This is a genomic window from Oxalobacteraceae bacterium OTU3CAMAD1 (assembly GCA_024123915.1).
GTDB lineage: Bacteria > Pseudomonadota > Gammaproteobacteria > Burkholderiales > Burkholderiaceae_D > Rugamonas.
The window spans coordinates 4,923,736-4,949,337 of record CP099650.1 but is presented as its reverse complement, the minus strand read 5'-3'; the positions used below and the strand labels follow the sequence as shown (position 1 = coordinate 4,949,337).

Genomic DNA, 25,602 nt, shown 5'->3' with positions numbered 1-25,602 from the left:
GTTTTAATAGAGGTTAACTATGACGGCATCGCCCAGTCCGCACGCGGGGCAATGACGGAAGAAATATTTTTATAGCAACGCAATAGTGCGCGGTGATCATGCGGTACCTTATGGGTTGGCTTCTACCTGTCCCCAGCGCCAATGACGCACGGGCACTGCAGTCTGCGAACCTATAAGGATGAATGTCATGAGCACCGACCTGATCCCCCATCGCCTCGATTTATCAGTGCAAGCCGCAGCGGCCACCCGGCGCGCGACCAAAAAAGTTCCGGCACGCCGCTGGACGGTAGTGCATGCCATTCTCGGGCTGGGTGCGGCCGGCGCGGTGCCAGCGCAGGCGGCGACCCCCGCAACGCTGGTCAGCGGCGCTTCGCAGCGTTGTCTGGACGTCGCCAACGGCAGCCAGCAGCCCGGCACGGCCGCCATCATCTTCGATTGCCACGGCGGCGCCAACCAGAAGTGGGCGTTCACGGCCGCAGGTGAACTCACCACCTTCGATGGGGCCCGCTGCCTGGATGTTCGCGGTGCAAGCACCCAGCCCGGTACCATCGTGCAATCGTACCCATGTCATGGCGGCGCCAATCAAAAGTGGACGCTCAGGCCCGACCGAACCATCATCAATGCACAATCCGGGCTTTGCCTGACGGTCAAAGGCGGCGCCATCGCCAACGGCACCGGCATCGATATGTGGCGCTGCGAAGGGAGCGCCCACCAGCAATGGTCAGTTGGCAACGTGGTGCCGCCGGCAACGGACACCCAGCCACCCACGCCGCCCAGCGGTTTGACGATCAGCGCCTTAACCTGCAGGTCCGCCACGCTGACCTGGAAAGCGTCGACGGACAATGTCGGCATCGCCTACTACGACATATATCGCGACGGGCAAGCCCTCGGCACGGTGAACGCCAGTACGCTCACCGCCCAGCTAGTGCTGACGCCAGGGGCGAACTGGGGCGTGTACGTCAACGCCCGGGATGCTGCCGGCAACGTGTCGCAGGCCAGCACCTCGCTGCAGGTGACGGTGCCGCAATGCCAGGCGGATACTCAGGCGCCATCCGTTCCCGCCGGACTGCGGGGTACCGTCAGCGGGACGACTGCGACACTGAACTGGGCTGCATCCACTGACAATGTCGCCGTCACCGGCTATAACATCCACCGCAACAACGTCGTGGTCGGCACGAGCGCCACGCTGGGTTACACCGATGCCGGATTGGCCCCCGTTACCACGTACCAATACACCGTCGCGGCGCGTGACGGGCAAGGCAACGTTTCACCACGCTCGGTGACCTTGGCGCTGACCACCGGTACCGCTTGCACCGACGTGATCTGCTCGACGGCGCAGGTAACGACCGAGACCGACATTCCGTGGGGCCTGGCAGCGCTGCCTGACGGATCGCTCATTTACAGCCGTCGCGACGCGCACGATATTGTCGCCTTGAACCCGGTGTCAGGCGTGAAGAAGACATTGGGCGTCATTCCCAATGTCCAGGGTACCGATGGCGAAGGCGGCTTGCTTGGCCTTGCCATACCGCCCGGATTCCCTGCTCAGGATCCCTGGTTGTACATCTACCACACCAGCCCCACGGATAACCGTATCGTGCGCCTGCGCTATGTGAACGGTGCGCTCGATACAGCCTCGCTTGAGGTTTTACTCAAGGGTATTGGCCGTAACAAATATCACAATGGCGGGCGTCTCCGCTTCGGCCCGGACGGCAAACTGTATGCGACCACGGGCGATGCTCAGAACGGTCAATTTGCTCAGGACACCAGCAATCTTGCTGGCAAAGTGCTGCGCTTGAATCCCAACGGCACGGTGCCGGCCGATAATCCGTTCGGGAACTATGTCTGGAGCTACGGCCACCGCAATCCACAGGGGCTGGCGTTCGACGCAAGCGGCCGTTTGTGGGAACAGGAGTTCGGTGATTCCCAAGACGAAACAAACCTGATCGTGAAGGGGGGCAACTATGGCTGGCCAAACTGCGAAGGCGTCACGTCGCGCGCCGGCAATGGATGCGCAACGGCGGGCTATGTGGCACCCAAATACACCTACCGCAATACGGAAGGATCATGCAGCGGCATCGCCATCGTCCGCAACGCGCTGTACGTTGCCTGTCTGGCGGGGCAGCGGTTGTATCGCAGCGAGATCAGCGCTGATCGTCTGATCAATGTCCGCCAGTTTTTTGTCGGTGCGTACGGCCGCTTGCGTACGGTGGAGCCGACCATCGATGGCCATCTGTGGATGGCGACCAGCGATGCCGCGGGTGACAAGGACAGCGTGCCGAACAATACCAGCACGAAGATTTTCAAGGTGACCTTGCAGCCGTAAATGGTGCGGCTCCACGTAACTATCGCCGACGCTGACCTCCACATGGATATCCGGATGGCGCGGCAACAGGTCGGCCAGCGCCGGCCACAGCTTCCGGTATGGCAGTTATGTCATGTTCATGGCATAATATTGGGCTGTGCTGCTCCGATGGTGAAATTGGTAGACACTGGAGACTTAAAATCTCCCGCCGCAAGGCGTGCCGGTTCGATTCCGGCTCGGAGCACCAGCCACATTTTAGCGGTATTTCATAAAGCGTCATAAGCCCTTGAAAAACAACGGTTTATGGCGTTTTTTTCTTTGCGCCGCAGCCAACTGAGTCCTTGAAAACCATTGTTTTGAAATTACACTGCGGTCGTGCCGTCGCCCGCGCGGCGCCGCCACGCCTGCACATCGACACCCTTGATCAGCAGATACAGGCAGAACGCGCTCTCGCCGATGAAACACGGCAGCAAGATGGCGGGGAACAGCATGTCCTGCAGCGGCGGATAGAGGATCATCGCGAAGCTGTTGACCAGGTAGCAGACGCCGGTCAGTTGCATCAGCCAGCCGATGGCCTTGGGGAAGTAGCCGGATTGGCGGATCAGGTGGCCGACGATCAGGCATTCGACGCCGAAGAAGATCAGCGCCAGGCCGAACGCGTGGGCGTGGGCGATGATCGATTGGTAGGCGAGCAGGTGCAGCTGTTGGGGATCGATCGCTTTCAGGTACGCCGCGTCGGACAAGGGCGTGAGCACCGCGTGCAGGTGCAGCACGCTGACGCTTTCGACCGCCAGCGAGACCAGGCCGAAGAAGGCCACCGCCAGCGCCAGGTGCTGGTTGACGGGGCGCAGCAGCACATACCAGATCAAGGTCAATCCGACGGCGCACAGCAGCAGCAGGTCCTGGCCGCCGACGCCGAGGCGCCACAGCCATTCGGCGGCGAGGATGCTGCGGGCGGTGGCGTCGGGGTCGCCGGAGACGACCAGCTTGCCCCGGATGACCGATTCGCCGAGCACGCCGATGACGATGATGATCAGGTAGAGCAGGCCGGCGAGGCGGGCGTAGGCTTTTATGTTGACGGGACTGGCTGGGTGGCGGTGCTCCGACATCTTTTCTCCTGGGGGCGGGAGGCTGCCGGCTGCGGCGCAGCCGGTTCCTACCGTGGTGGGAAGATTATCATGTTGTTATGGTGGGGCTTCGATCATTCTCACTTTGGCATGGGCCGGCGATGGAGCTTGGCGGATTACGCTTCGCTAATCCGCCCTACGTGGATCCAGATGGGAGCCTGGCTTTTTTGGCCAGGCTCTGCGTTTGTTTAGTCCAGTTTTAGGGCTTTGGCGACGTCGTCCCACGCGACATATTTGAAGTTTTGCGGGCTGTCCGGCAGGCGCTTGTAGCCGTCCTGGATCACCAGCATGCCTTTCGCATATGGTCCGCCGAAGTTGGCGGAGCTGACTTCCAGCCCGTCCGTCTCCGACGTGCCGTCGATGCCGGCGGCCAGGTTGTAGCCGACCCGGAAGCTGCCGCGCACGCGGTAGGGCGCCTTGGCGTCGAGCACCAGGTAGCTGTTGTCGCCCTGGCTGGAGACGACCAGGTAGTCGGCCTTGTCGCCGTGGTACAGGCCCATGCCTTCGACGTCGGCCACCAGTTGCGGGCCGACCGGCATGATCATGCTCAGCTTGGCCGGGGCGTCGCCACGGGCCGAGACGGTCCACACGCCGCGCTTTTCCTCGCCCAGGAACAGGCGCTCGTTGCGGTCGTCGACGACGCAGCCCTCGGGCTGGCTGGCGACCTTGAAGCGGCGCAGCAGCTTGCCCGACATGCCCTTGCCGTCGGCGCCGGCCTCGATGCGGTACTGCAGGAAGCTGCCGTCCTTGTCGTTGATGAACGCTTCCAGCCCGCCGTCGGCCGGACGGTACAGGCACATGCCGTAGATGTCCTCCAGTCCGGTGGCAAAGGCGCCGGCCTGTGTGACGGTGCCGCCGGCGTCGATGGCGAACAGCATCACGCTGTTGTCGTCGCGCTGGGTGGCGACGGCCACGTCGAGCGTGCGTTCGCCGACGGTGACGCCCTGGCGCACGTCGACGTTGTTCAGGCGGCCGACCTCCAGCAGTTGCAACTGCTTGCCGTTCAGGTCGTACACCAGCAGGCCTTGCTTCTTGTTGGTGCCGAGGATGCGCGCGCCGGCCGGGTCGGCCGGGTTGCGCCAGATGGCCGGATCGTCGGCCGCGTCGCCCTGGCGCGCCACCGGTTCGGTCTGCGCGCGCGGCTCGATGATGGCCTTGGCGTTTGCCATCGGCAGCGTCGCCGCTTGCCAGGCAATCACCCGCACTTGCCCTTTTTTGAAGGTGTCGCCGCGCTGGACCAGCTTGCGGCTCGGTCCGCCTTCAGCGTCGGCGTTGTAGGCCCACACGCCCATTTTCTCCTCAGTGACCAGCAGTTGCTGCGTGGCGTCGTCGGCGCGGCAATGCTTGACGTGCGGCGGCAAGGCCAGCTTGCGCACCAGCTGGCGCTGGTCGCCGTGCATCAGCCATTGTTCGGCCTGGCCATCTTTACCGATCATGAACAGATGGTCGATTTGTTGGGCGTCACGGTACAGGCACGACGACTCGATGCCGAATGGCGGCGCCGGGAACGGCTGTTGCGCGGTCAAGGTGCCGGCCTTCATATCGACCAGAACCGGAAGGACATGCTCGGCGTTGGCGTCGAGCACAACGGCCAGCACGCCGCCGCCTTGTGGTTGGGGACGCAGGTCGAGCTGCTTGGCGCGCACGGCAAGGTGGGCGCGCTCCTTGCCGCCGGCGTCGAGCAGGCGCAGGGCCTGCTTGTCGATGGCGAGCCAGCCGCCGTCGGGCAGGGCGGCCAGTTCGCTGGCTTTGGCGGCCAGGCCGGGCAGGGCGGCCGAACGTGTCGCTTTTCCCGTTTCCGCCGCGTGGACCGTCTGAGCCAGCACGCCGCACGAAACCAGCGCGCCGAAGAGAATACCGTTGAAGATCGTAGTTTTCATTATTAGAACATGCTCACTTTGAGGCTGACTTTATAGGTGCGGCCGTATTGTTCATATTGCGCGTTTTGGGCTTTGCTGCCCAGATAAACATAGTATTTTTCGTTGTTCAGGTTGGCCGCTTCGAAGTTCAGCTGTACCTGTTTGCTGAGTTGGTACGACAGCGAGAAGTCGACCTGTTTCTGGGCGTCGACGACGCGGTCCTGGCCGGGGTCGAGGATGTCGTCGCCCATTTCCAGCAGATACGGCGATTTGTAGTTGAGCGCCAGACGGGTGCTCAGCGGACCCTGCTCGTAGCCCAGCATCAGGTTCAGCACGCGGTCCGACTGGCCCGGCATGTCGATGCTGCGCGAGCGCGTGCGGCCGGCGTCGATGTCGTAGCGGGCAATGTTGGCGTCCGAGCGGGTCAGGCTGCCGTTGGCGCCGACGATCAGGCGGTTGAACGGTGCCGGGAACATGCGCAGCGGCTGGTTGTACGCCAGTTCGATGCCCTTGACGGTGGCCTTGTCGCCGTTGGCGTAGGATACCGCCGAGCTGTAGTCGGCCCACTGGCCGCTGCCGGCCAGGTTGGTCGTGTAGGTGAAGTTCTTGATGTCCTTGTGGAACACATAGGCCGACATGCTGCCGTCGTCGCCCAGCACGCGCTCGATGCCCAGGTCGAGGTTGGTGGACTTCAGCGGCGCCAGGTCGGGGTTGCCGATGGTGGCCTCGGTGTCGCTGGCCAGGCTTACGCCGGGCGCAAGCTGGCTGAAGTTGGCGCGCACCACCGCATGGGTCCAGGCCGCGCGGATGCTGGTTTTCGCGTCGAGGTCGTAACGGGCCTGCAGCGACGGCAGCCAGTTGGTGTACGAGCGCCGGCGGTTGACCGCATCGAAGCTTTCCTCTTCCTCGTTGACGCGCGAGCCGGCCGCGTCGAACTTGGTGTGTTCGGCGCGCACGCCGGCCAGCAGGTGCCAGGCGTCGATGTCGAAGCTGTTTTGCACATAGGCTGCATCGATGTCCTCGTGCATGCGGTAGTCGTCGATGGTCGAGTCCACCAGCAGGCGGGCGTCGGCGCGGCTCAGGCCGGCCACCAGGCGGCGGATCGCGGCAGGGTCGATGGCCTTGCCGATGCGGCCCAGCTTGTAATCGAGGTCGTTGCCGGTGACGTAGTCGGCCAGCGCGGTGCTGGCGCCGCCGATCTGCTTGCTGCTGTACGACCACGCCTCGGTGTCGTTGGATTTTTCGCGGCGGCCGGCCTTGGCGCCGAACTTGAGCGTCGAACTACCTTCGCCCAGCTCGAACTTGTGGCTCAGGTCGAAGCGAACGTGGTGTTCCTTGTCGGTCGCGTCGCCCTGTTTGAGCGCGATCGAGTTCAGCTTGTAGTTGGCGGCGTCGTAGAGGCTGGCCGGGCCGGTCAGGCGCGGGATGTCGGTGCCGGTGAAGCCGACGCCGGCGAAGTCCTTGCTGCCACGGAAGCGGGCGTCGTTGATCGACTCCGGCGCCTCGTCGGTGGCGCGGCTGATACCGCCGGCCACATCAAGCTTCCAGCCGTTCCATTTCTGTTCGGTGCCCAGCACGACCGAGCTGATGGTCTGGGTGTACTTGCGCTGGCGCAGGCGGCGCTCGCCACGCGCGCTGGCGGTCTGGCCCTCTCCGAGGCCGTCGCCGGCGATGTTGCTGATGGTCAGGCGGTCGCGCACTTCGTCGTCGCTGAAGTCGCTGATGAAGCTGCGCACATAATATTTACTAAGCGACTTGCCCAGGTTGTCGCCGTGGTAGTCGAGGTTGAGCGCGGCGGCGCGGCGCTTGCGCGTCGGCAGGTAGTCGCGCAGTTCAACCCCGGTCAGTTTTCCGTCTTCCCAGGCGCCGCCGGTTTCGACGTTGTCGGAACCGAATTCACGCTTTTCGTAGCTGATGCCGCCGGCCACACCGAGCTTGCCGTTCATGAAGCGTTCGGCGAACAGGATGCTGCCGTTCGGGCTGGTCTTGCCGATATTTTGGTCGCGGCTGGCGCCGACGGTGGCCGACAGCAGCTTGCCCGGCAGGTCGAAGGCCGACAGCGTTTTGACTTCGACGGTGCCGCCGAGGGAGTTGGCGTCCTGGTCCGGCGTCAAGGTCTTGCTGACCGAAAGCGATTGGATCAGGCCCGCCGGCAGCACGTCCAGCGCCACCGCGCGGCGGCCCGACTCGGGCGAGGGCACCAGCGCGCCGTTGATGGTGACCGAATTCAGGTCCGGGCCGAGGCCGCGCACGCTCACGTAACGGCCTTCGCCCTGGTCGCGCTGCACCGACAGGCCCGGCAGGCGCGCCAGCGCTTCGGCGGCGTTCTTGTCCGGCAGGCCGCCGATGTCGTCGCTGCTGATGACGCTGACGATGTTGTCGGCCTGCTCCTGCGCGGCGATCGAGTTGCGCAGGCTGGAGCGCTGGCCCGAGATCACCACGCTATTGGCACTGGCGGCCACGCTGGCGGCGGCGCCGTCGTTGGCCTGGCTGGTTTGTCCGCTGGCATGCGATTGCGCGGCCAGCATCGACAACATCGACAGCACGCCGAGGCTGAGCACGGAGAGGCGGCAGCCATGACCTTGTTGCGTGGGCTGTTTGGACGTTTTGTATTGTGTGGTTTTCATTCTGTGCCGTCATAGTAGGTGGAGGACGGGCGGATTCTAAGTAGTCAATGTGTCAATTGCATGACACCTTGCCGCGTTGGAGGGCCGAAAGCGCCTTTGCAGGCAGGATTCGGCCGAAAATGAGCTGGATTGACCCGGCAAACAGGCTACCTGTGCCGCAGCGGCAGGCGAGGAAGGGGCAACACTACGCGGGTCCGTCGGGGAACCGGTCTCTTTTGCTTGTCTCTTTCTGTCGGTTTTAGTCTCTTTCGGTCTCCTCGTCGCGCTAGAGCGGGCTGGAGTCGAAAAGAGACAGAAAGAGACAGCCAAAAGAGACGCGTTCCCGCACGGAGCTGGGGCGCCTTGCCCACTACCTGTGAGCCGTTTGCACCTGTCGTTGCGTCGATGCGTGTTGCCACGCGTCGAGAGTCGATGTCACGACGTTGTCACAAATGTCCACTATGCTGCGGCCGCATTACCGACGCCGTCATGATGAGCCCGCCCATGCTGCAACTTCACCGTTCCACCCTGATCGCGGCAGGCCTCGCCCTGCTGGTCTGCCTGTTCCTGTACGCCACCCTCGGTGTGGCAAAATCTTTCGAGTACTGGAAATGGACGGACATCGTCAGCGAAGGCGGTACCGCCGTCATGGCCGGCAGCTGGGTATTGTTTACCTTGAGCAGCCGTCCCGGCGGCCTGGTCACCCGCTTGCTTGCCGGCGGCCTGGCGCTGATCATGATCGGTTCCTTCGCCGATTGCATGGATGAATTTTTCACCATTAGCAAGGCGGCGCGGTGGGATCACTGGCTGGAGAGCATGGTGCCGGTTGGCATGCTGGTGGTCACCATCGGCATGTATTACTGGCGGCACGAACAGTTCCGCCTCAACGAGCATTTGCAAAAGCGCGAACGGTTGTTCCGAGATCACCGCGCCTTCGACCGCGTCACCCAACTGGCCAACGCCGACTATTTGCGGCGCCAGATCCGCCACGAGCAGTCGCGCCGGCCGGGCCAGCCCTGCGCGCTGGTGCTGCTGGACATCGACGGCTTCCACCTGATCAACCGCGAATTCGGCCAGCCCGAGGGCGACCGCGTGCTGCAGGCCGTCGGCCACATGCTGCTGCTCAATCTGCGCAACGACGATTTGCTGTGCCGCTATGCGGGCGACCGCTTTGCCTTGCTGTTGCCCGACACCAGTGTGGAAGAGGCCAGCTGGTTGGCCCGGCATCTGGCGAGCATGGTCGGCCAGATGCGCCACCACGCCAAAGGCGGCCGGGTCGGCATTAGCCTGCGCCACGCGTGCTCCAACGCGGACGCGGCGCCGGACGTGCTGCTGGCCGAACTGAGCCGGGCGGTGTCGCAACCGGCGGCCCCGGTGGCCGTGGCGGCGGCAGGCTCCACTGTCCTGGCTGCGACGGCGGCCGCGTGATCGACTACCGGCAAATCGGCGATGAATTTATTCCGGCGCAGCACCAGCCGGCATTGATCCTCGACTATGCGCGCAGCCGCGAGCTCGACGAGCAGGGCGACAAGGCCTTGCGCGGAACGGGCCTGCGCGGGTGGGAGATGCCGGACGCCGACGTCGTGCTCAGCCCGGCGCAATACCTGCAATTGCTGGCTAACGTGATGCGCGAACTGGACAGCCCCGACACCAGCTTCATGCTGGGCCAGCAAATGCTGCCGGGTCACTTCGGTGCGTTCAGCCACGCCTTGCTGCAGGCGCAGAATTTGCGGCAGGCGCTGGAGATCCTGTGCGCCGGCGCGATGCGTTTGTGTCCATTGTTGACGCCGCGCCTGCGCGAGGAGGGCGGCTTGGCCGTGCTGTACTGGACCGATAGCTTCGGCGCGCCCAGCCAGTTGCCGGCGCTGGTGGAAATGCACATGACGGCGGTGACGGCGATGTGCCGCTGGCTGGCCGGCGAGCGCCTGCCGTGGCGTTACTGCCTGAACCGCAGCGCGCCGGCGCACGTGGAGCAGCACGAGGTGCATCTGGGCGCCGACCTGCGCTTCAACTGCCATCTGGACGCGATGCTGATCAATCCGGAGTGGCTCGACCGGCCCTGGCCGCGCGGCAACGCGATGGCGGCGTCGATGGCGCTCAACAGCGCGGCGGCGGAGGCGGGCGCCGACAAGCTGGCGCTGGCGCCCAGTTTGCTGTCGGCGCTGTACGACCATTTGCTGGCCAACATACGGCTCGGCCCCACTTTGGAGCTAAGCGCGGCCGCGTTCGGCGTCAGCGCGGCGACGATGAAGCGTCATCTGGCGCGTCACGGCAGCCATTTCCAGGCCGAGCTCGACCAGGTGCGCGCGCACGTGGCGATCCACCTTTTCCAGGCGCGCGGTTACGACAACGAAGCGGTGGCGCAATACCTCGGTTTCCACGACGCCACCAATTTCCGTCGCTCGTTCAAGCGCTGGACCGGCCTCACGCCCAGCCTGCTGCGCGACGGCCTGCTGAGCGTGCCGCTGTAGAGCGAAAGTCCCGTAGGTAATCCCAAGGCCCGCAACCACGCAAACTCCGGAAACACGTAGGGCGGATTAGCGAAGCGTAATCGGCCATGTGTGCGTCGCCAGCGGCTCATAGATGGCCGATTATGGCGTTCCGCCTAATCCGCCCTACGTGATACCGTTGTCACGCACGAGCCGCAGGCCGTCGTGGAAACGCGCTGGCCTGGTCACGGCGTATGCACCGGCTCCTGCACAAACGTCCCCATTCCCGCGCCGAGATAGAAACTCGGATGCGGCGGCTGGTTATACCCCGCGTTCTGCGCCGCCACCTGCGCCCGGTATTGCGGATTGTGCATCAAGGTTGGCAAGCGCGTGGTCGTCGGCGCCGTGGTGCTGTAGATTAACAGCGCCGTATTCGCGCTATTCCTCCACACCACCTCCTCGCGCCAATCCCCCAGCAAATCGGCGCTCAACACCGGCGTCGCCTTGGTGCTGTTGTTGGACGCGCCGCCGGCATCGGCCGCGTTCACCAGCACGCTCGAACTGCTGCTCGACGCATTCCACTTGCTGATCTGCGTCCCATCCAGCGCCTCCCGCAACAAATCCCCATCCCACCACGCCGCGAAGTTCATCTGGCTCGGCCGGTTGGTGCCGATCTGCACCCCGGTCGCGCTGCGCAAGCTGCCGCGACTACCCCAGCACTCCTCGCCGGGATAGGCCGGATCGATGTCCATGCACACGCCGCGCCCCACGTCCACGCCTTCGCCGCTGGTGCCCCACAGCAGCGCGCCGGTGGCCGCGTTGTGCATGCCGGTGCCGCTGGCGCCGTAGCAGCTTGGCGTCTCGTGCACCATGTACACCTGCAAGCCCGCCAGGTTCGGGTTGAATTTACCGACGTGCAAAGCATCCCCGTGGCACAGGCCGGTCGAATACAGCAGTTGCCCATAGCTGTCGATGGTGGCCGCCCCGTAGACGATGTCGTCCTTGCCGTCGCTGTTGACGTCGGCCACGCTGAACCAGTGCGCGCCCTGGCCGCGCGCGGCGCTGCCGGCGACGTCGGTGTCGAACACCCAGCGGCTCGTCAGCGCGCCGTCGCGCCAGTCCCAGGCGGCGATGACGGCGCGCGTGTAGTAGCCGCGCGAAAACACCGCGCTCGGGCGGGCGCCGTCCAGGTTGGCCACGCCGCCGAGGAAGCGGTCGACCCGGTTGCCGTAGTTGTCGCCCCAGCTCGAGACGGTGCCGCGCGCCGGCAGGTAGTTGGTGGTCTTCATCGCCTTGCCGGTCTGGCCGTTGAACACGGTCAGGAACTCCGGCCCCGTCAGGATGTAGCCGGAACTGTTGCGGTGGTCGGCGCTCGCCGAGCCGATCGTCGCGCCGGTGCCGTCGACGGTGGCGTCGGCCGTCTTCATCATGATCTCGGCCTTGCCGTCGCCGTCGAAGTCGTAGGCCACCATCGTCGTGTAGTGGGCGCCGGCGCGGATGTTGCGCCCCAGATCGATGCGCCACAGGCGCGTGCCGTCGAGTTTATAAGCGTCGACCAGGGTGTTGCCGGTGTAGCCGGACTGCGAATTGTCCTTGGCGTTGGTCGGCTGCCATTTGACGATGAGCTCGTAGGCGCCGTCGCCGTCGAGGTCGGCCGGCGTGCCATCGTTGATCTCGTAGGTGTAGGCCACGCCGTCGGTCGAGGTGCCGCCGGCCGGACGCTGCACCGGCACCGTCTTGTACGGCGCCGACCAGGTGGCGCCGGCGCCGGCGCCGGTTTGCTCCGTGCCGTTGACGACCGCGCGCACCGAGTACGCGCTGGCGGCGGTGCCGCCCGCGTCCGTGTAGTTGAGCTGCGTGAGCGGGGTGCCATTGAGCTTGGTGCTGCCGCGATAGACGTTGAACGCCACGCCGCCCGCGTCCGTGGCCAGCAGGCGCCAGCTGACGAACACGCCGCCGGAGGTCTGGATCGCCACCGCGCCCCGGTTGAGTAATTCGATCTGCTTGCCGGGGGAGGTGACGACGGCGCCGACCTGCGCGCAACTGGCCAGGGCCAGCGTGAAGACGACGGCGGGAACTTTTGCGGGAATCATGGAGTGCACCTTTCAGGGTGGGGAAGACCAACTCGGCAGGCTAGGTTAATGCAAAGACATTCAGAAAAAGCATGTCCGGTATGTGATGCGATGATTACTCATCAAGATGAGTAATGCGTCGCATTCCCACCACCATCGCCCGGCGGCGCAGCCGGGAATATGTAGACACTTTATTAAAAATAAATGATAATGATTCGCATTCAATAGTTAGCCAAACGATAAACATGCTGATTTAACCAATGCGGAGGTTTTGATGTCGGTGGAATTGCAGCAAACAGTCCTTGGGGACATTTTTATCCAGCACCGGGCGCAACTGCGCCGCATCGCCCACAAAATCGTCGGCACCTCGCACACCGCCGACGAGGTCATCCAGGACGCCTACCTGAAGGTGGTCGAGATGACGGGCGGGCGCGACATCCTCAAGCCATTTTGCTATTGCTGCCAGGTGGTGCGCAACATGGCGCTCGACCATTGCCGCCGCCAGGCGGTCGAGTCGTCCTACCGCATCTACCCGGACGACGGCGAACTGCCGCAGGTGTCCGGCGGCAGCATCCCCGACCATCAGCTGCACGGCATGCAGGTGATCGACGCCATCGACCGCATCCTGTGCGGCCTGCCGTCGCGCACCCGCCATGTGTTCGAACTGTCGCGCCTGGGCGGCCTGACCCAGCGCGACATCGCCCAGGAGATCGGCTGCTCGGCCACCCTGGTCAACTTCATGCTGCGCGACGCCAACCAGGCCATCGCCTGCTGCCGCGAGCTGGTCGACATCGGCTAGGCGCGCGCTTTCGCCTTACCAGCGATAACTGAGCGACGCCTTCACATTGCGTGATTCACCATAGAAGCAGGAGAACGGACAGCTGGTGTAGAAGTGCTTGTCGGCCAGGTTGCCGACATTGAGCGCCAGGCGCCACGGGCCGGTGCTGTAGCTGGCCATGGCGTCGATGACGGTGTAGGCCGGCGCCACCACGTCGGTGTAGGTGCTGGTGGTCTCGCCCATGTAGCGGGCGCCGGCGCCGATCTTCAGGCCGGGCAGGCCGAAATCGCCGAAGCTGTAATCCCCCCACAGCGAGAACTGGTTGTACGGCACGCCGTTGGTGCGGTCCCCGACCTGCTCGGGGAACAACGGGCTGGCCTTGGTCACGCGCGCGTCCGTGTAGGTGTAGGCGGCAAGCACCTGGGCGTTGCGCCCGATCCGTCCGCGCGCCTCGAGCTCGACACCGCGCGAGCGCACCTCGCCCTGCTGGCGCGCATAGCGGCGGTCCAGCGGGTCCTGGCTCAGCACGTTGCCCTGGGTCAGCTGGTAGGTAGCCGCCGACAGCATCAGCGCGCCGCCGGCGGGCTGGTAGCGCACGCCCGCCTCGACCTGCTCACCCTCGGTCGGCTTGAAGCGGCTGCCGTTGCGGTCCGTGCCGCTGGTGGGCGCGAACGACTGGCTGAAGCCGACGAACGGCGCCAGGCCGTTGTCGGCCAGGTAGACCAGCCCGGCGCGGCCGGTGAAGGCGTCACTCTTTTCATGGTCGGCCGAGCACAGTGACGGATCGCGGAAGTCGCATTCGGTCTGGCGCACCCAATCCTGGCGCCCGCCCAGCAGCAGAACCCATTTGCCGCCGAACTTCATCTGGTCCTGGAAGTACAGGCCCATCTGCTTGTCGCGGGTGCGGAAACCATACGAATAGACGGCCGGGCCGAGCGCGCCGCCGTAGACTGGCGCATACAGGTCCAGGGTGCCGACGGCGCGGTCGAAGCGCTCGCTGGTGCGCCTGGTTTCGGTGTAGTCCAGGCCGACCAGGGTTTTGTGCTCGACGCCGGCGGCGCGCCAGTCGTATTGCAGCGAGGTGTCCGAGTTCAGGCGATTGGTGTGCTCGTCGCGGTCTTCGGCGAAGCGCTTGATGGTGCGCTGGTCGGCCTCGTAGTCGGCGGCCGTGCCGATCGAGGCCCAGTCCTGGTCCATATGGTATTTGCGCAGGCTGTGGCGCAGCTTGAGGTTGTCGGTGAACGCGTGGTCGACGATGTAGCCGGCCGAGTAGCGCTTGATGCGGAAGTGGTCGTAGTCCGGTTCGCCGGTGAAGCGGTCGCGCGGGATCGTGCCGTGCACGTTCTGGCGCAAGGTGCCCGAGGCGGGCAGGTCGTCGGCGCCGTAGTTGCCGCGGTCGCGCTGGTATTCGGACAGCAAGGTCACGCTGGTGGCGGCGTTGGGGCGCCATGTGAGCGCCGGGGCCAGGTAGGTGCGGTCGTCGCGCATGTAGTCGATGAAAGCGCCGCTGTCGCGCTGCAGCCCGGTCAGACGGTAGGTCCACGCGCCGTCCTCGGTAAGCTTGCCGCCGAAGTCGCCCGAGACCTGCTTGCGGTCGAAGGAGCCGGCTTCGGCGTTGAGTTCGCGCAGGGTTTCGGCGGTCGGCCGTTTGCTCACGGTGTTGAGCACGCCGCCGGGCGAGGACATGCCGTACAGGATCGACGAGGCCCCCTTGAGCACCTCGATGCGTTCGAGGCCGTAGACCTCCTGCTGGCCGTCGAAGCGGTTGACCTGGTAATTGGTGCCGTCGCGGAAGGTCGACAGCAGCTGGAAGCCGCGCAGCGTGATCTCGTCGCCGGTGCGCTCCGGGCGCAGGGTGCCGCCCACGGCGTAGCCCAGCGCCTCGGCGATGGTGCGGGCGCCGAGCGTTTCGATCTGCTCGGCGCCGATGATGGTGATCGACTGCGGCGTTTCGATGATCGGGGTGTCGGTCTTGGTGCCGCTGGCGCTGCGCCTGGCCGCGTAGCCGGCCACCGCGCCGGTGCCCGTTTCCTGTGCGCCGGTCACGTAGACGGTCGGCAGGGCGCTGTCGGGCTGCGGGGCCGGCGGCGTCTCGGCCGCGCCGGCGGCGCCGGAGAAGAACAGGCCGGCCAGGCCAGCCTGCAGGGCGCGTGCGATCGGGGTCGGTTGGGTGCGAGGTATTTCTGATTGGTACATAAGGTGCGTTCGGTGATCGAGAAGGGTTGGATGAACAAGCCGGCTGGCGCGTTGCTATGTAGTTAATGTGCAGGCGAAGGTTTGCCTTGTTCGTAGACGTTCTGGCATCGCGTTTGTTTAGTCGCTGCCGACGGCGCGGGTCGGCGCTGCGGCAGTAAAACGATGAATGTTTCTCTGGCTGCTCTATAATTAAAACGTTTCCTTTAAGCCAAAAATAGCGCCAGGCCAACCCGATGACGTCCACCAGCCCGACCTTACCTTTCCGCGCCACCACCGAACAAGCCTGCGAGTGGCTCGCGCAGCAGGGCGTGGGCGATGCGCCCTGGACCTTGGCGCGCCTGATCGAGCGCGGCGTCACGCCGTATGTCTGGCTCGATTACGACGCCGCCTATCCCGAGCTGTTCGGCGACGCCAACGGCGGCTACGCGGCGCCGATCTTCTTCGAGGGCGATACCGCGCGCCTGGCCGCCGGCAGCGAGGACGTGCTCATCACCATCACCAAGGATGCCTACAAGATCGTCGCCAAGCTGCCGCCACCCGGTTTCCGGCGTGCGCTGCACGAGCTGCGCTTTCAGAAAAAGGATCTGGAGCAGTTGGCCGCGCGGCTCAAGCGCGAAGCCCAACCGCAACCCGTCAAGGCCGAAGGCGTGAAGGAATCGCAGGACGGCATCGGCCGCGACGAGATCCTGGCCGCCTTCGACGGCCTGGCCAGGCTCGATCTGGCGCAATCGCTCGACGACGGCATCGGCATCTTCGGCGACGATGGCGCCCGCGTCAAAGGCAGCGGCGGCAAGGGCAAGAAGAACAAGCACAACACCCTGTGGAATCCCGTGACGTTGGCGCTGGGCTTGAACGAGGTGTATCGCGTCCCAGTTCCGCGCCTGAAGAAGGCCTTCGCCACGCATGATTTTCTGTATGCCTGGCGGGCGGACTGGGAATTGTCGCTGACGCTGCTGAACAAATAGTTTTACCCCGCCCGGCACCACGCTTTTATCCATCGACTCTTTCAAACGGACCCCATGAGATATTTACGCTACCTGTTGATGCTCGCCGCCGTCGCCCTCAGCCTGAACGCTCCCGCCCACGCGGACGAGCGCGCCGTGCGCGAGCGGATCTCCTTCAATGCCGACTGGCGCTTTATCAAGGGCGAGCCGCCGGGCGCCGTCGGCGACGCGGCGTTCGACGACAGCCGCTGGCGCAAACTCGATCTGCCGCACGACTTCGGCATCGAAGGCCCGTTCAAGCAGGAGTACGAGGGCGAAACCGGCAAGCTGCCATGGTGGGGCGTGGCGTGGTACCGCAAGCACTTCGCGGCGCCGGCCAGCGACGCCGGACGCCGGGTGTTCATCGATATCGACGGCGCCATGTCGCACGCCACCGTGTATCTCAACGGGCAGAAGGTCGGCGGCTGGCCCTACGGCTACTCGTCGTTCCGGCTGGAGCTGACCCCGTATCTGAAGCCGGGCGCGCAAAACGTGCTGGCGGTGCGCATCGACAATCCGCCGGAGTCGTCGCGCTGGTATCCGGGCGGCGGGATTTACCGCAACGTCTGGCTGGTCAAGACGACGCCGCTGCACGTGGCCCACAACGGCATCTTCGTGCTGACGCCGACGGTGAGCGCCGATGCCGCCACCGTCGAGATCCGCGCGACCCTGGACAACCAGGGCGCCGACGCCGAGGCCAAGGTCAGCACCGCCGTCTACGCGCTGGACGCGGCCGGCCGCCGCACCGGCGCGGCGCTGGCGCAGACCGCCGCGTCGGCCGCCGCCAAGATCACGGCCGGCAAGCAGGCGATCCTGACGCAGTCGCTGCAGCTGGCCCGTCCGCAATTGTGGAGCTTGCGCGCGCCCAAGCGCTATGTCGCCGTCACAACGGTGACCGCCAAGGACCAGGTGGTCGACGTGGTCGAGACGCCGTTCGGCGTGCGCACCATCGCCTTCGACGCGGCGCGCGGCTTCCTGCTCAATGGCGAGCGCGTGATGCTGCAAGGCGTCAGCCAGCACCACGACCTGGGCGCGCTGGGCGCGGCGCTGAACGTGCGCGCGCTCGAGCGCCAGTTCGAAATTCTGCAGGAAATGGGCGTCAACGCCATCCGCACCACGCACAATCCGCCGGCGCCCGAGCTGCTGGAGCTGGCCGACCGCATGGGCATGCTGATCATCGTCGAGGCCTTCGACGCTTGGCGCATTCCCAAGACCAAGAACGACTACGCCACCCTGTACGACGCCTGGCACGAAAAGGACCTGCGCGCAATGGTCCAGCGCGACCGCAACCATCCGAGCGTGATCGCCTGGAGCATCGGCAACGAGATCATGGAGCAGGGCCAGCCGGAAGGCTGGAAGGTCGCCGTCCACCTGGCCGACATCGTGCGCAGCGAGGACCGCTCGCGTCCCACCACGGCCGGCTTCAACAAGATCAACTCCGGCTATGACGGCTTCCAGACCGCCATCGACGTGTTCGGCTACAACTACAAGCCGGCCGAGTATGGCCGGCTGCATCAGAGCGCGCCTTACCTGCCGCTGTACGGCAGCGAGACCTCGTCCACCGTCAGTTCGCGCGGCGAGTACTTCTTCCCCGTCAGCGACGACAAAACCAAGGGCGCGTTCAACTTCCAGGTCAGCAGCTACGACTTGACGGCGCCGCCTTGGGCATGGTCGCCGGACGTCGAATTTGCCGGCATCGACAATAACCCCTTCGTCGCCGGCGAATTCGTGTGGACCGGTTTCGACTACCTGGGCGAGCCGACGCCGTACAACGACGACGCCACCAATGTCTTCAACTTCACCGATCCGGCGCAGCAGCAGCAGGCCGCCAAGGAGTTGGCCGAGCTTCGCAAGATCAAGATGCCGTCGCGTAGCTCGTATTTCGGGATTGTCGACCTGGCCGGTTTCAAGAAGGACCGTTTCTATCTGTACCAGGCGCGCTGGCGGCCCGAGCTGCCGATGGCGCATCTGCTGCCGCACTGGAACTGGCCGGAGCGCGTGGGGCAGGTGACGCCGGTGCATCTGTACACGTCGGGCGACGAGGCGGAGTTGTTCCTCAACGGCGAGTCGCTGGGACGCAAAAAGCGCGGCCCACGCGACTACCGTCTGCGTTGGGATGATGTGGTGTACAAGCCGGGCACCTTGCGCGCAGTGGTGTACAAACAGGGCAAGCAGTGGGCGGAGGATACGGTGCGCACCACCGGCGCGGCGGCCAAGCTTCAGTTGTCCGCCGACCGCAGCGCTTTGAATGCCGACGGCAAGGATTTGTCGTTCGTGACCTTGACGATCGCCGACAAGGGCGGACTGGCGGTGCCGCGCTCGCACAACAAGGTCAAGTTCACCGTCAGCGGCCCGGCCGAGCTGGTGGCCACCGACAACGGCGACGCGACCAGCCATGTGTCGTTCCAGTCGCCGGAGCGGCCCGCGTTCAACGGCCTGGCGCTGGCGATCGTGCGCACGCGGGCGGGGCAGGGCGGCAAGATCGTCGTCACCGCCACCAGCGAGGGGCTCGGCAGCGCGAAGGCGGAGTTGAGCAGCAAACCTTAGGATTGTGCGCTCGTCCCAGGCCAGCCGCCTTCGTTAGGGAGTCGGCTGGTTTTTTTTATCGTCTTTTTTCGTGGGATTGCCGCCGCCGCCGCTGCCGCCGGTCATGCCGCTCTGCGCCAGACCGACGTCATGCAGGTCGCCGCCGTGTTCGCCGCCCATGCCGCCGGAGTGCTGGCCGCCGTGGCCATGCTGGCCTTTGCCGGCGCCTTTGTTGACGCCCTGGCCGCTATCGGCGCCCTCGGTGCCCGAGTGCTCGGTGCCGCTCAGGCCGTCCGTGGCGCCTCGGCCGCCAACGGATTGCTGGTGATTGTCTTTGCTCATTGCCGTCTCCTGAAAGTTGATTGGATGGGCAATGCTAATCTTCGTTGCTGCGCTGGCCTATCGGCGTAACCGCCGTCTGGAAGTAGGCGAAACTCTACTCGAGAAACCTCACTTGCTTTTGGAACAACATGCACCTTACACTGTGATCGGGCCGCTGCAGGGCGGTGATGGCTAGTGAGCCAATAAAAAGGGAATAGACAATGGCAATCGGGAGATCTTGTACGGAATGCGGCGGCAAAGAGCATTTTTCGAAAGAAGTCGTTCCGGGTTCAACAGGTGAACTGCTCCCGGTGGGCAGCCTTCATGGCGCTAAATATCGCGTCGTTGTCTGTGGCACTTGCGGGTTCACCCGCTGGTTTGTCGCCGAGCGCTTCTTACCGCTTGTTAAACAGAAATTTGACGCTGAGCAGTAAGGTATCAGCCGCATTTTCATGAGCAAGAAGCTGTAGGCTAACCGAACGGTGCGCTTCGCGCGGTACGTCCATGCCAGAATTGTGGCCACGCTTACCGCGAAAGATGCGTATGACACCAGAACTCGTCTTCACCATCGGCCATTCAAACCGCGCCATCGAAGATTTTATCGGACTGCTGTGGCAGAACGGGGTTGCCTGCCTGCTCGACATCCGGACGATACCCAAATCCCGCCACAATCCGCAATTCGGCCAAGAGCAGCTGATAGTCTCGCTTGCCGAAGCCGGCATCGAATATCGCTACCTAAGCGGCCTTGGGGGCCTGCGCCGCCCTTGCGGCGACTCGCCCAATGCGGGCTGGCGCAACCTCTCGTTTCGCGGTTACGCCGACTATATGCAGACCGATGAGTTTGCGGCCAACGTCGATGCTGTCATTGAACTGGCGAGCGCCAAGCCGTGCGCGCTGATGTGCGCGGAGGCGGTGCCGTGGCGCTGCCATCGCTCCCTGGTGGCGGATGCCTTGCTGGTGCGCGGCGTGCGCGTCGACGACATCATCGATGCGCGCGGCCGGCGTCCGCACAAGCTAACGCCGTTCGCCAGTGTCGAGGGGTTGCGCATCACCTATCCGCCCGAGTCGCCCTTATAGAGAGTTGCCCCTTGGATCGGCGCCTGCTGGTGCATGGTGCTATCAGATATTTGCTTGAGCCCTGGTCCAGTTGACGCAGCCAACGGCGCCGACGGTGCCCCCAACGAGGGCCGCACCATGCCGGTAAAACTGGTGTTTATGTTCCGGAGCGACGGCCACCACCACCACGCCCATCTCCCGGTCCGTCCATACCAGCCGGGCGTCGGTTGCCTTCAAGGCGGCGAAGACATCGCGGGGCTCGGCGCCATAGCCGAACACAACAGTGGTAAATTGGTTTTCAGGCGCGGGCTGCAAGGCCCAGGTGCCTGCGCCGCCGGCGCCCGCAGTGAGCAGCATCACCGCTACTGCAGAGTTTCGCAGGCGGGCGGCATTGGTTCGGTACACCCACCATGCCGCGAGGATCGGAAGCACGCCGAAAGCAGCAAGCCAGATGAGATCCCACATCAAGGGGGCGCTGTCGAGCCGCACCCGGTGGATACCCATGATCCAGTGCGCCAACCCTATATCCACCCAGTTCCAGACGCCAAACCCGAGTAGTACAGAACCGATCAGTGCGCTGCCCCATTCTCCATGCGTAGAGTTTCTGGAGCGCCACAGACCCCACAGTCCAACAACGGCGATCACGTACATTAAGACGTGGAAATAACCGTCCCACAAGATCTGAAGGCGCAGGTCGTCCATACCTTCCACCAGGCTGAGAAGGTGGTGCCACTGTAGCACTTGATGCAACAAGATGCCGTCGAAAAATCCGCCAAGGGCAAAGCCAAGCACGAATCCCCACTTGGCCCAGGGCGACTTTAGAACAGAAGCAATAGTGTTATTCATGTCACCTCCTGATTGAGATGGGCGGATTTTATCCGAACTCACGTCAGCCATTTATTCCATTACGTTAGAGAAAAAACAAAAAACAGGAAACTGCCCCTCAATATTTTTGTTGACTGGAATCCCCGGAATCCATATCATTTGCAAAACAAATGACAACGTTGGACATTTCGCGGAAGACGGCAAGATTCCAGCGCTGCGGCAAATATTCAAGGAGACTGTGTGGCAACGATTCACGATGTGGCGGAGAAGGCCGGTGTGTCCATCAAGACCGTCTCGCGCGTACTCAATGGCGGGACCGAGGTGTCGGAGAAGACCCGCACCCGTATCGAGCAGGCCATGCGCAGCCTCGAATTCACGCCCTCGGCTGCCGCGCGCATGCTGCGCGGGCGTCCGACAGGGCTGGTCGCCGTCATCGCTGAAAAGCTGACGACGACGCCGGATTCGTCCGAGATCATCAAGGGTATACAGCTGGTGTGCGAGCAAATGGGCAAGGTGATGCTGATCGGCGAGACCGGCGGCCATGCCGATGTCGCCAACCGCCTGGTGGCCGACATGCGCGAGCGGCGGGTCGAGGCGATCCTGTTCGCCACGCCGTTTCACCGCGAAGTCATCGTCGAGCCGCTGCTGGGCAGCACGCCGACGGCGCTGGCCAATTGTTTCGAGGCGCAGGGCCGCTACACGCAGGTGGTGCCGGATGACGAGGGCGGTGGCTATGCTGCGGCGCAAATCGTGCTGCAGGCAGGACACCGCGAGATCGCTTTCCTTCAACTGATACCGGGCATGGTGGCGACCGGATTGCGTCTGCGCGGTTTCGAGCGCGCGATGCGCGAGCATGGCGTCACGCCCAATCCCGATTGGCTGATCCACGGCGCGGAGGCGGGCGACGCGGACGAGTTCTCGCATCTTGCCGACGCCGTCGACCGCCTCTTCGCCAGCGACAATCGGCCCACCGCCATCCTGTGCGGTAACGACAAGATGGCCATGCGCGTCATCTTCATCTTGCAGCGGCGCGGCTTGCGCGTGCCGGCCGACGTGTCGATCGTCGGCTTCGACGATTTCCGATTGATCTCCGAGGCGCTGGACCCTGGCTTGACCACGGTCGCGCTGCCGTACCGCGAAATCGGCGAGCTGTCCGGCCGCCATGTGCTGGAGCAGGCGTCGTCGCCGGCCGCCACCATCCGCGTGCCCTGCGTGCCGGTCATGCGCGGCACCGTCGCCGCGCCATCGGCCAGCGCGGTCAAGGCCCTGCGGGCGATGAAGGCCAAGCGATGAGGCGCGGATTGTTGGCGGCGCTGCTGGTCACGACCGCGCTACCGGTGCTGGCCGCGCCGGTGCAGATCAAACTATGGCGCCACGATACCGGCGACGCCGAAATGGCGTCGGGCAGGGCGGCCGTGGATCGGTTCAACCGTTCGCAGCAGCAGTGGAAGGTCGTGGTCGAGTCGATTCCGCAAGGCTCGTACACCGAGTCGATCACCGCCGCCTCGCTGGTCGGTCAACTGCCGTGCATCATCGCCATGGACCAGCCGACCGTGCCGAACTTCGCCTGGGCCGGACATGTGCGCGCGCTCGACGGGCTGCTGCCGGCCGATGCGGTGGACAAGCTGCTGGAAGGCGGACGCGGAACCTACAAGGGCCAGCTGTATAGCGTCGGCCAGTTCGACGTGGCGCTGGCGCTGTTTTCGCGCCGCTCCCGATTGGACGCCCTGGGTGTGCGCGTGGCGACGATGGATCAACCTTATACCGCCGCCGAGTTCCATGACGTGCTGGCGAAGGTGAAGAAGAGCGGGCGCTATCGCTTCCCGCTGGATTTGAACGGCCGTTTCAAGGGCGAGTGGTACAGCTATGCGTTCTCACCCTGGCTGCAAAGCGCCGGCACCGACCTGATAGACCGTGATGGCTACGTGCGCGTCGACGGTGTACTGAACAGCGATGCGGCGGTCGCTGTCGGCCGCTATTACGGCCGCCTGTTCAAGGACAAACTGGTCGAGCGGATTCCGGCGGACGACAAGGCCTTCGAACAAGGCCGCTCGCTGTTCCATTACACCGGCTCGTGGAAGGCGCGCAAGTACAGCGAACAATTCGGCGACGATCTGGTGGTGATGCCGCCGCCGGACTTCGGCCATGGTCCCAAGATCGGCGCGGCTTCCTGGCAGTGGGGCATCACGCGCAGCTGCCGCCAGCCCGAAGGCGCTGCGGCCTTCCTGGCGCATCTCATCTCGCCGGCGGAAATCGCCGCCGCGTCGCGCGATACCGGGCTTGTGCCGGTGAGCGCGGAGGGGGCGGCGCTCACCGAGCATTATCGTCCGGGCGGCGACTGGCGTATCTATTTCGAGTTCGCCAAGCGCTATGCGGTGTCGCGGCCGGCCAGTCCGGCGTATCCGGCGATGTCGTCGGCGTTCGAAAAGGCGATGGCCGATATCCGCAGTGGCAAGGACGCCACCGAGGCGTTCGACGAGGCGGTCGAGGCGATGGAACACAATATCTCGCGCAACAACGGTTACGGTTTCGCCGTGCGCAAAACGGGGGGCGGCTTATGAAAACCAAACTTGGCCGGGAAAATCCGTTCGCGGTGGCGGCCTTCGCCTCGCCGGCATTGCTATTGTTCGCGCTGTTCGTCGTGCTGCCGATGCTGCTCGCAGCCGGCGCCACCATGACCAATCACCGCCTGATGTCGCCCGAGCCGACCCAGTACATTGGCCTGGACAATTACCGGCGCCTGCTGGCGCTGAATGTCGCCGTCGTCGATCCGGTGCGCGATGCGCAGGGCGCCGCCGTGCGTGACGAGGAGGGCGTGCGTTACCCGACGTGGCGGCAGGTCCGCAAGGACAAGCCGGAGCTGGAAGGCTATCGTCCCGCGTTCCAGATCGATATCGGCGAATCGCGCATCGTGCTGGCGGCCACCGATCCCTTGTTCTACCGGTCGCTGATCAACACCTTCCTGTTCGCCGCGCTGGTGCTGCCGCTGCAGTGCGGAGCGGCGTTGGGCCTGGCGATCCTGGTCAACCAGAAGATACGCGGGAGGGTGTTTTTCCGTACCGTGTACTTCGCGCCGGTGGTGACGTCGATGGTGGTGGCGTCCATCGTGTGGGCGTTCATGCTCAATACCGACCGGGGCATGCTCAATGAGCTGTTGCGCGGCCTGCTGCACGACCCCGACGCGGGACCGGACTGGCTGGGCGACAGCCGCTACGCCTTGCCGGCGATCGCGCTGATGTCGGCCTGGCAGGGAGCCGGTTTCCAGATGCTGGTGTTCCTTGCCGGCCTGCAGTCGATCTCCCACGAGTTGTACGAGGCGGCCACGCTGATGGGCGCCAACGCGTGGCAGCGCTTCGTTCACGTGACCTTGCCCGGCCTGCGCAACACCATCATCTTCGTGCTGGTGTCGACCACCTTGCTGGCGTTCGGCCTGTTCACTCAAGTGGATGTGATGACCTCCGGCGGTCCGCTCGATTCCACGACGACGGTGGTGTATCACGCGGTGCGCAGCGGCTTCAAGGAGCAGGACGTCGGCTACGGCTCGACGATCACGCTGGTGTTCTTTGTCATCGTGCTGGCGCTGTCGGCGTTGCAGCGGATGCTGGTGAAGGGGGATGGGAAATGAACGTGAAAATGAGCCGGACCTTGCGCGATATCGCGCTGTTCATCGGCATGAGCGCCATCGGCATTGTGTTCATCGCGCCGCTGCTGTTCATGTTCGTATCCTCGTTCAAGAACGATAACGCGATCTTCGCCGATCTGAACAAATTGTCCGCCTACCTGCCGTCGGCCGAATGGTCGATGCGGAACTACACGTCGGTGTTCGAAAAGAGCGACCTGCCATCCTTCCTGCTCAACTCCACCTTGATCGCCGCGCTGGTGGTCGTCGGCGGCATCATCATCAACAGCATGCTGGCGTTTTCAATCGCGCGCATGCGCTGGCGCGGACGTAATCTGGTGCTGGCGCTGGTCGTCGCGATGGTGATCGTGCCGTTCGAGGTGATCGCCATTCCGCTGCTGTCGCTGGTGGCCAAGCTGCCCTGGCCGGCCATCGAGCATGGCCAATTGGTGATGCACTACGGCTGGTTCAACAGCCTGCATGTACAGGTGATCCCGTTCCTGGCGAACGCGTTCTGCGTCTTCCTGTTCTACCAGTTCTTCCGCGATATCCCGCCGGAGCTGGATGAGGCGGCGAAGATGGACGGCGCCGGTCCGTGGACCGTGTACGCCAGGATCATCATGCCCAACAGCGGCCCGGTGATCGCCACCGCCGCCATCGTGCTGTTCATCTCCGCCTGGAACCAGTATCTGTGGCCGATCATGGTGATACAGGGCGAGGCGTTCCGGCCGGTCCAGCCGGGCATACAGCAATTCTTCGGACGCACCAATTCGTGGGGGCAGATCATGGCCTACGCATCGGTGATTACTTTACCCGTGCTCGCGGTGTTCCTGGCGTTCCAGCGACAGTTCGTCGCCTCGGTCGCCGGGACCGGCATCAAAGGATAACTTGGGCTAACGCGGC

General features: G+C 64.4%; 18 protein-coding genes and 1 tRNA gene. 12 read left to right on the top strand and 7 right to left on the bottom strand.

The genetic code is table 11. The features are described 5' to 3' along the window. Window positions 1-187: 187 nt before the first annotated feature. Window positions 188-2,323 (top strand): PQQ-dependent sugar dehydrogenase, encoded by a 2,136-nt coding sequence (locus tag NHH88_21045; protein USX12174.1) that lies wholly within the window; start codon window positions 188-190, stop codon window positions 2,321-2,323. Between the two features lie 141 nt (window positions 2,324-2,464). After that, window positions 2,465-2,549 (top strand) — tRNA-Leu (locus NHH88_21040). A gap of 115 nt (window positions 2,550-2,664) precedes the next feature. Here the strand turns inward: NHH88_21040 and NHH88_21035 are convergent. From NHH88_21035 to NHH88_21025, 3 genes are all read right to left on the bottom strand, one after another. After that, window positions 2,665-3,411 carry a DUF4386 domain-containing protein gene (locus tag NHH88_21035; protein ID USX12173.1) on the bottom strand — a complete coding sequence of 249 codons (747 nt, stop codon included), beginning with the start codon at window positions 3,409-3,411 and terminating at the stop codon, window positions 2,665-2,667. A 206-nt stretch (window positions 3,412-3,617) separates the two neighbouring features. Then, complete coding sequence (locus NHH88_21030; protein ID USX12172.1) at window positions 3,618-5,309, bottom strand: phytase; 1,692 nt, start codon at window positions 5,307-5,309, stop codon at window positions 3,618-3,620. 2 nt (window positions 5,310-5,311) lie between these two features. After that, a complete protein-coding gene (locus NHH88_21025) occupies window positions 5,312-7,915 on the bottom strand; it encodes a TonB-dependent receptor (protein USX12171.1) in 2,604 nt (867 codons plus the stop codon). A gap of 483 nt (window positions 7,916-8,398) precedes the next feature. On the opposite strand from NHH88_21025, the gene NHH88_21020 reads away from it, so the two are divergent. Both NHH88_21020 and NHH88_21015 read left to right on the top strand, forming a co-directional pair. Then, complete coding sequence (locus NHH88_21020) at window positions 8,399-9,322, top strand: diguanylate cyclase (GenBank protein ID USX12170.1); 924 nt, start codon at window positions 8,399-8,401, stop codon at window positions 9,320-9,322. Continuing rightward, window positions 9,319-10,365, top strand: a complete 1,047-nt coding sequence (locus tag NHH88_21015) for an AraC family transcriptional regulator (protein ID USX12169.1) — start codon at window positions 9,319-9,321, stop codon at window positions 10,363-10,365. Before NHH88_21020 ends, NHH88_21015 begins: the two co-directional genes overlap by 4 nt. 203 nt (window positions 10,366-10,568) lie before the next feature. Here the strand turns inward: NHH88_21015 and NHH88_21010 are convergent, their stop codons facing one another. After that, a complete protein-coding gene (locus NHH88_21010; protein USX12168.1) occupies window positions 10,569-12,416 on the bottom strand; it encodes a rhamnogalacturonan lyase in 1,848 nt (615 codons plus the stop codon). A 253-nt stretch (window positions 12,417-12,669) separates the two neighbouring features. Between NHH88_21010 and NHH88_21005 the strand changes: the two genes are divergently transcribed. Continuing rightward, a complete protein-coding gene (locus NHH88_21005) occupies window positions 12,670-13,194 on the top strand; it encodes a sigma-70 family RNA polymerase sigma factor (GenBank protein USX12167.1) in 525 nt (174 codons plus the stop codon). Between the two features lie 15 nt (window positions 13,195-13,209). On the opposite strand, the gene NHH88_21000 is transcribed toward NHH88_21005, so the two are convergent. Next, window positions 13,210-15,369 (bottom strand): TonB-dependent siderophore receptor, encoded by a 2,160-nt coding sequence (locus NHH88_21000; GenBank protein ID USX12166.1) that lies wholly within the window; start codon window positions 15,367-15,369, stop codon window positions 13,210-13,212. 233 nt (window positions 15,370-15,602) lie between these two features. Here NHH88_21000 and NHH88_20995 point away from each other — a divergent pair, with 233 nt between their 5' ends. After that, complete coding sequence (locus NHH88_20995; GenBank protein USX12165.1) at window positions 15,603-16,334, top strand: hypothetical protein; 732 nt, start codon at window positions 15,603-15,605, stop codon at window positions 16,332-16,334. 54 nt (window positions 16,335-16,388) lie between these two features. Beyond that, window positions 16,389-18,899, top strand: coding sequence for a DUF4982 domain-containing protein (locus NHH88_20990; GenBank protein USX12164.1), 2,511 nt, complete (start codon window positions 16,389-16,391; stop codon window positions 18,897-18,899). Window positions 18,900-18,932: 33 nt separating this feature from the next. Here NHH88_20990 and NHH88_20985 read toward each other — a convergent pair whose 3' ends face one another. Continuing rightward, window positions 18,933-19,220, bottom strand: coding sequence for a hypothetical protein (locus NHH88_20985; protein USX12163.1), 288 nt, complete (start codon window positions 19,218-19,220; stop codon window positions 18,933-18,935). A gap of 522 nt (window positions 19,221-19,742) precedes the next feature. Between NHH88_20985 and NHH88_20980 the strand changes: the two genes are divergently transcribed. Next, window positions 19,743-20,276 (top strand): DUF488 domain-containing protein, encoded by a 534-nt coding sequence (locus NHH88_20980; protein USX12162.1) that lies wholly within the window; start codon window positions 19,743-19,745, stop codon window positions 20,274-20,276. A 42-nt stretch (window positions 20,277-20,318) separates the two neighbouring features. On the opposite strand, the gene NHH88_20975 is transcribed toward NHH88_20980, so the two are convergent. Further along, entirely contained in the window at window positions 20,319-21,101 is a 783-nt protein-coding gene (locus NHH88_20975; GenBank protein ID USX12161.1) for a DUF2243 domain-containing protein, read from the bottom strand. A gap of 219 nt (window positions 21,102-21,320) precedes the next feature. Here NHH88_20975 and NHH88_20970 point away from each other — a divergent pair, with 219 nt between their 5' ends. From NHH88_20970 to NHH88_20955, 4 genes are read left to right on the top strand one after another with little or no spacing between them, the layout of a single operon-like run. Next, on the top strand, window positions 21,321-22,373 hold the full coding sequence (locus tag NHH88_20970) for a LacI family DNA-binding transcriptional regulator (protein ID USX12160.1): 1,053 nt from the start codon (window positions 21,321-21,323) through the stop codon (window positions 22,371-22,373). Then, complete coding sequence (locus NHH88_20965; GenBank protein ID USX12159.1) at window positions 22,370-23,641, top strand: extracellular solute-binding protein; 1,272 nt, start codon at window positions 22,370-22,372, stop codon at window positions 23,639-23,641. The genes NHH88_20970 and NHH88_20965 overlap by 4 nt, the downstream gene beginning before the upstream one ends. Beyond that, on the top strand, window positions 23,638-24,705 hold the full coding sequence (locus NHH88_20960; protein ID USX12158.1) for a sugar ABC transporter permease: 1,068 nt from the start codon (window positions 23,638-23,640) through the stop codon (window positions 24,703-24,705). The genes NHH88_20965 and NHH88_20960 overlap by 4 nt, the downstream gene beginning before the upstream one ends. Next, window positions 24,702-25,586, top strand: a complete 885-nt coding sequence (locus NHH88_20955; protein USX12157.1) for a carbohydrate ABC transporter permease — start codon at window positions 24,702-24,704, stop codon at window positions 25,584-25,586. The genes NHH88_20960 and NHH88_20955 overlap by 4 nt, the downstream gene beginning before the upstream one ends. The last annotated feature ends 16 nt before the right edge of the window (window positions 25,587-25,602 follow it).

Excerpts from the sequence above, each read along its gene's own strand:
- NHH88_21045 (USX12174.1), top strand. The coding sequence starts at position 188 with ATGAGCACCGACCTGATCCCCCATCGCCTCGATTTATCAGTGCAAGCC.
- NHH88_21035 (USX12173.1), bottom strand. The coding sequence starts at position 3,411 with ATGTCGGAGCACCGCCACCCAGCCAGTCCCGTCAACATAAAAGCCTAC.
- NHH88_21030 (USX12172.1), bottom strand. The coding sequence starts at position 5,309 with ATGAAAACTACGATCTTCAACGGTATTCTCTTCGGCGCGCTGGTTTCG.
- NHH88_21025 (USX12171.1), bottom strand. The coding sequence starts at position 7,915 with ATGAAAACCACACAATACAAAACGTCCAAACAGCCCACGCAACAAGGT.
- NHH88_21020 (USX12170.1), top strand. The coding sequence starts at position 8,399 with ATGCTGCAACTTCACCGTTCCACCCTGATCGCGGCAGGCCTCGCCCTG.
- NHH88_21010 (USX12168.1), bottom strand. The coding sequence starts at position 12,416 with ATGATTCCCGCAAAAGTTCCCGCCGTCGTCTTCACGCTGGCCCTGGCC.
- NHH88_21005 (USX12167.1), top strand. The coding sequence starts at position 12,670 with ATGTCGGTGGAATTGCAGCAAACAGTCCTTGGGGACATTTTTATCCAG.
- NHH88_21000 (USX12166.1), bottom strand. The coding sequence starts at position 15,369 with ATGTACCAATCAGAAATACCTCGCACCCAACCGACCCCGATCGCACGC.
- NHH88_20995 (USX12165.1), top strand. The coding sequence starts at position 15,603 with ATGACGTCCACCAGCCCGACCTTACCTTTCCGCGCCACCACCGAACAA.
- NHH88_20990 (USX12164.1), top strand. The coding sequence starts at position 16,389 with ATGAGATATTTACGCTACCTGTTGATGCTCGCCGCCGTCGCCCTCAGC.
- NHH88_20985 (USX12163.1), bottom strand. The coding sequence starts at position 19,220 with ATGAGCAAAGACAATCACCAGCAATCCGTTGGCGGCCGAGGCGCCACG.
- NHH88_20980 (USX12162.1), top strand. The coding sequence starts at position 19,743 with ATGACACCAGAACTCGTCTTCACCATCGGCCATTCAAACCGCGCCATC.
- NHH88_20975 (USX12161.1), bottom strand. The coding sequence starts at position 21,101 with ATGAATAACACTATTGCTTCTGTTCTAAAGTCGCCCTGGGCCAAGTGG.
- NHH88_20965 (USX12159.1), top strand. The coding sequence starts at position 22,370 with ATGAGGCGCGGATTGTTGGCGGCGCTGCTGGTCACGACCGCGCTACCG.
- NHH88_20960 (USX12158.1), top strand. The coding sequence starts at position 23,638 with ATGAAAACCAAACTTGGCCGGGAAAATCCGTTCGCGGTGGCGGCCTTC.
- NHH88_20955 (USX12157.1), top strand. The coding sequence starts at position 24,702 with ATGAACGTGAAAATGAGCCGGACCTTGCGCGATATCGCGCTGTTCATC.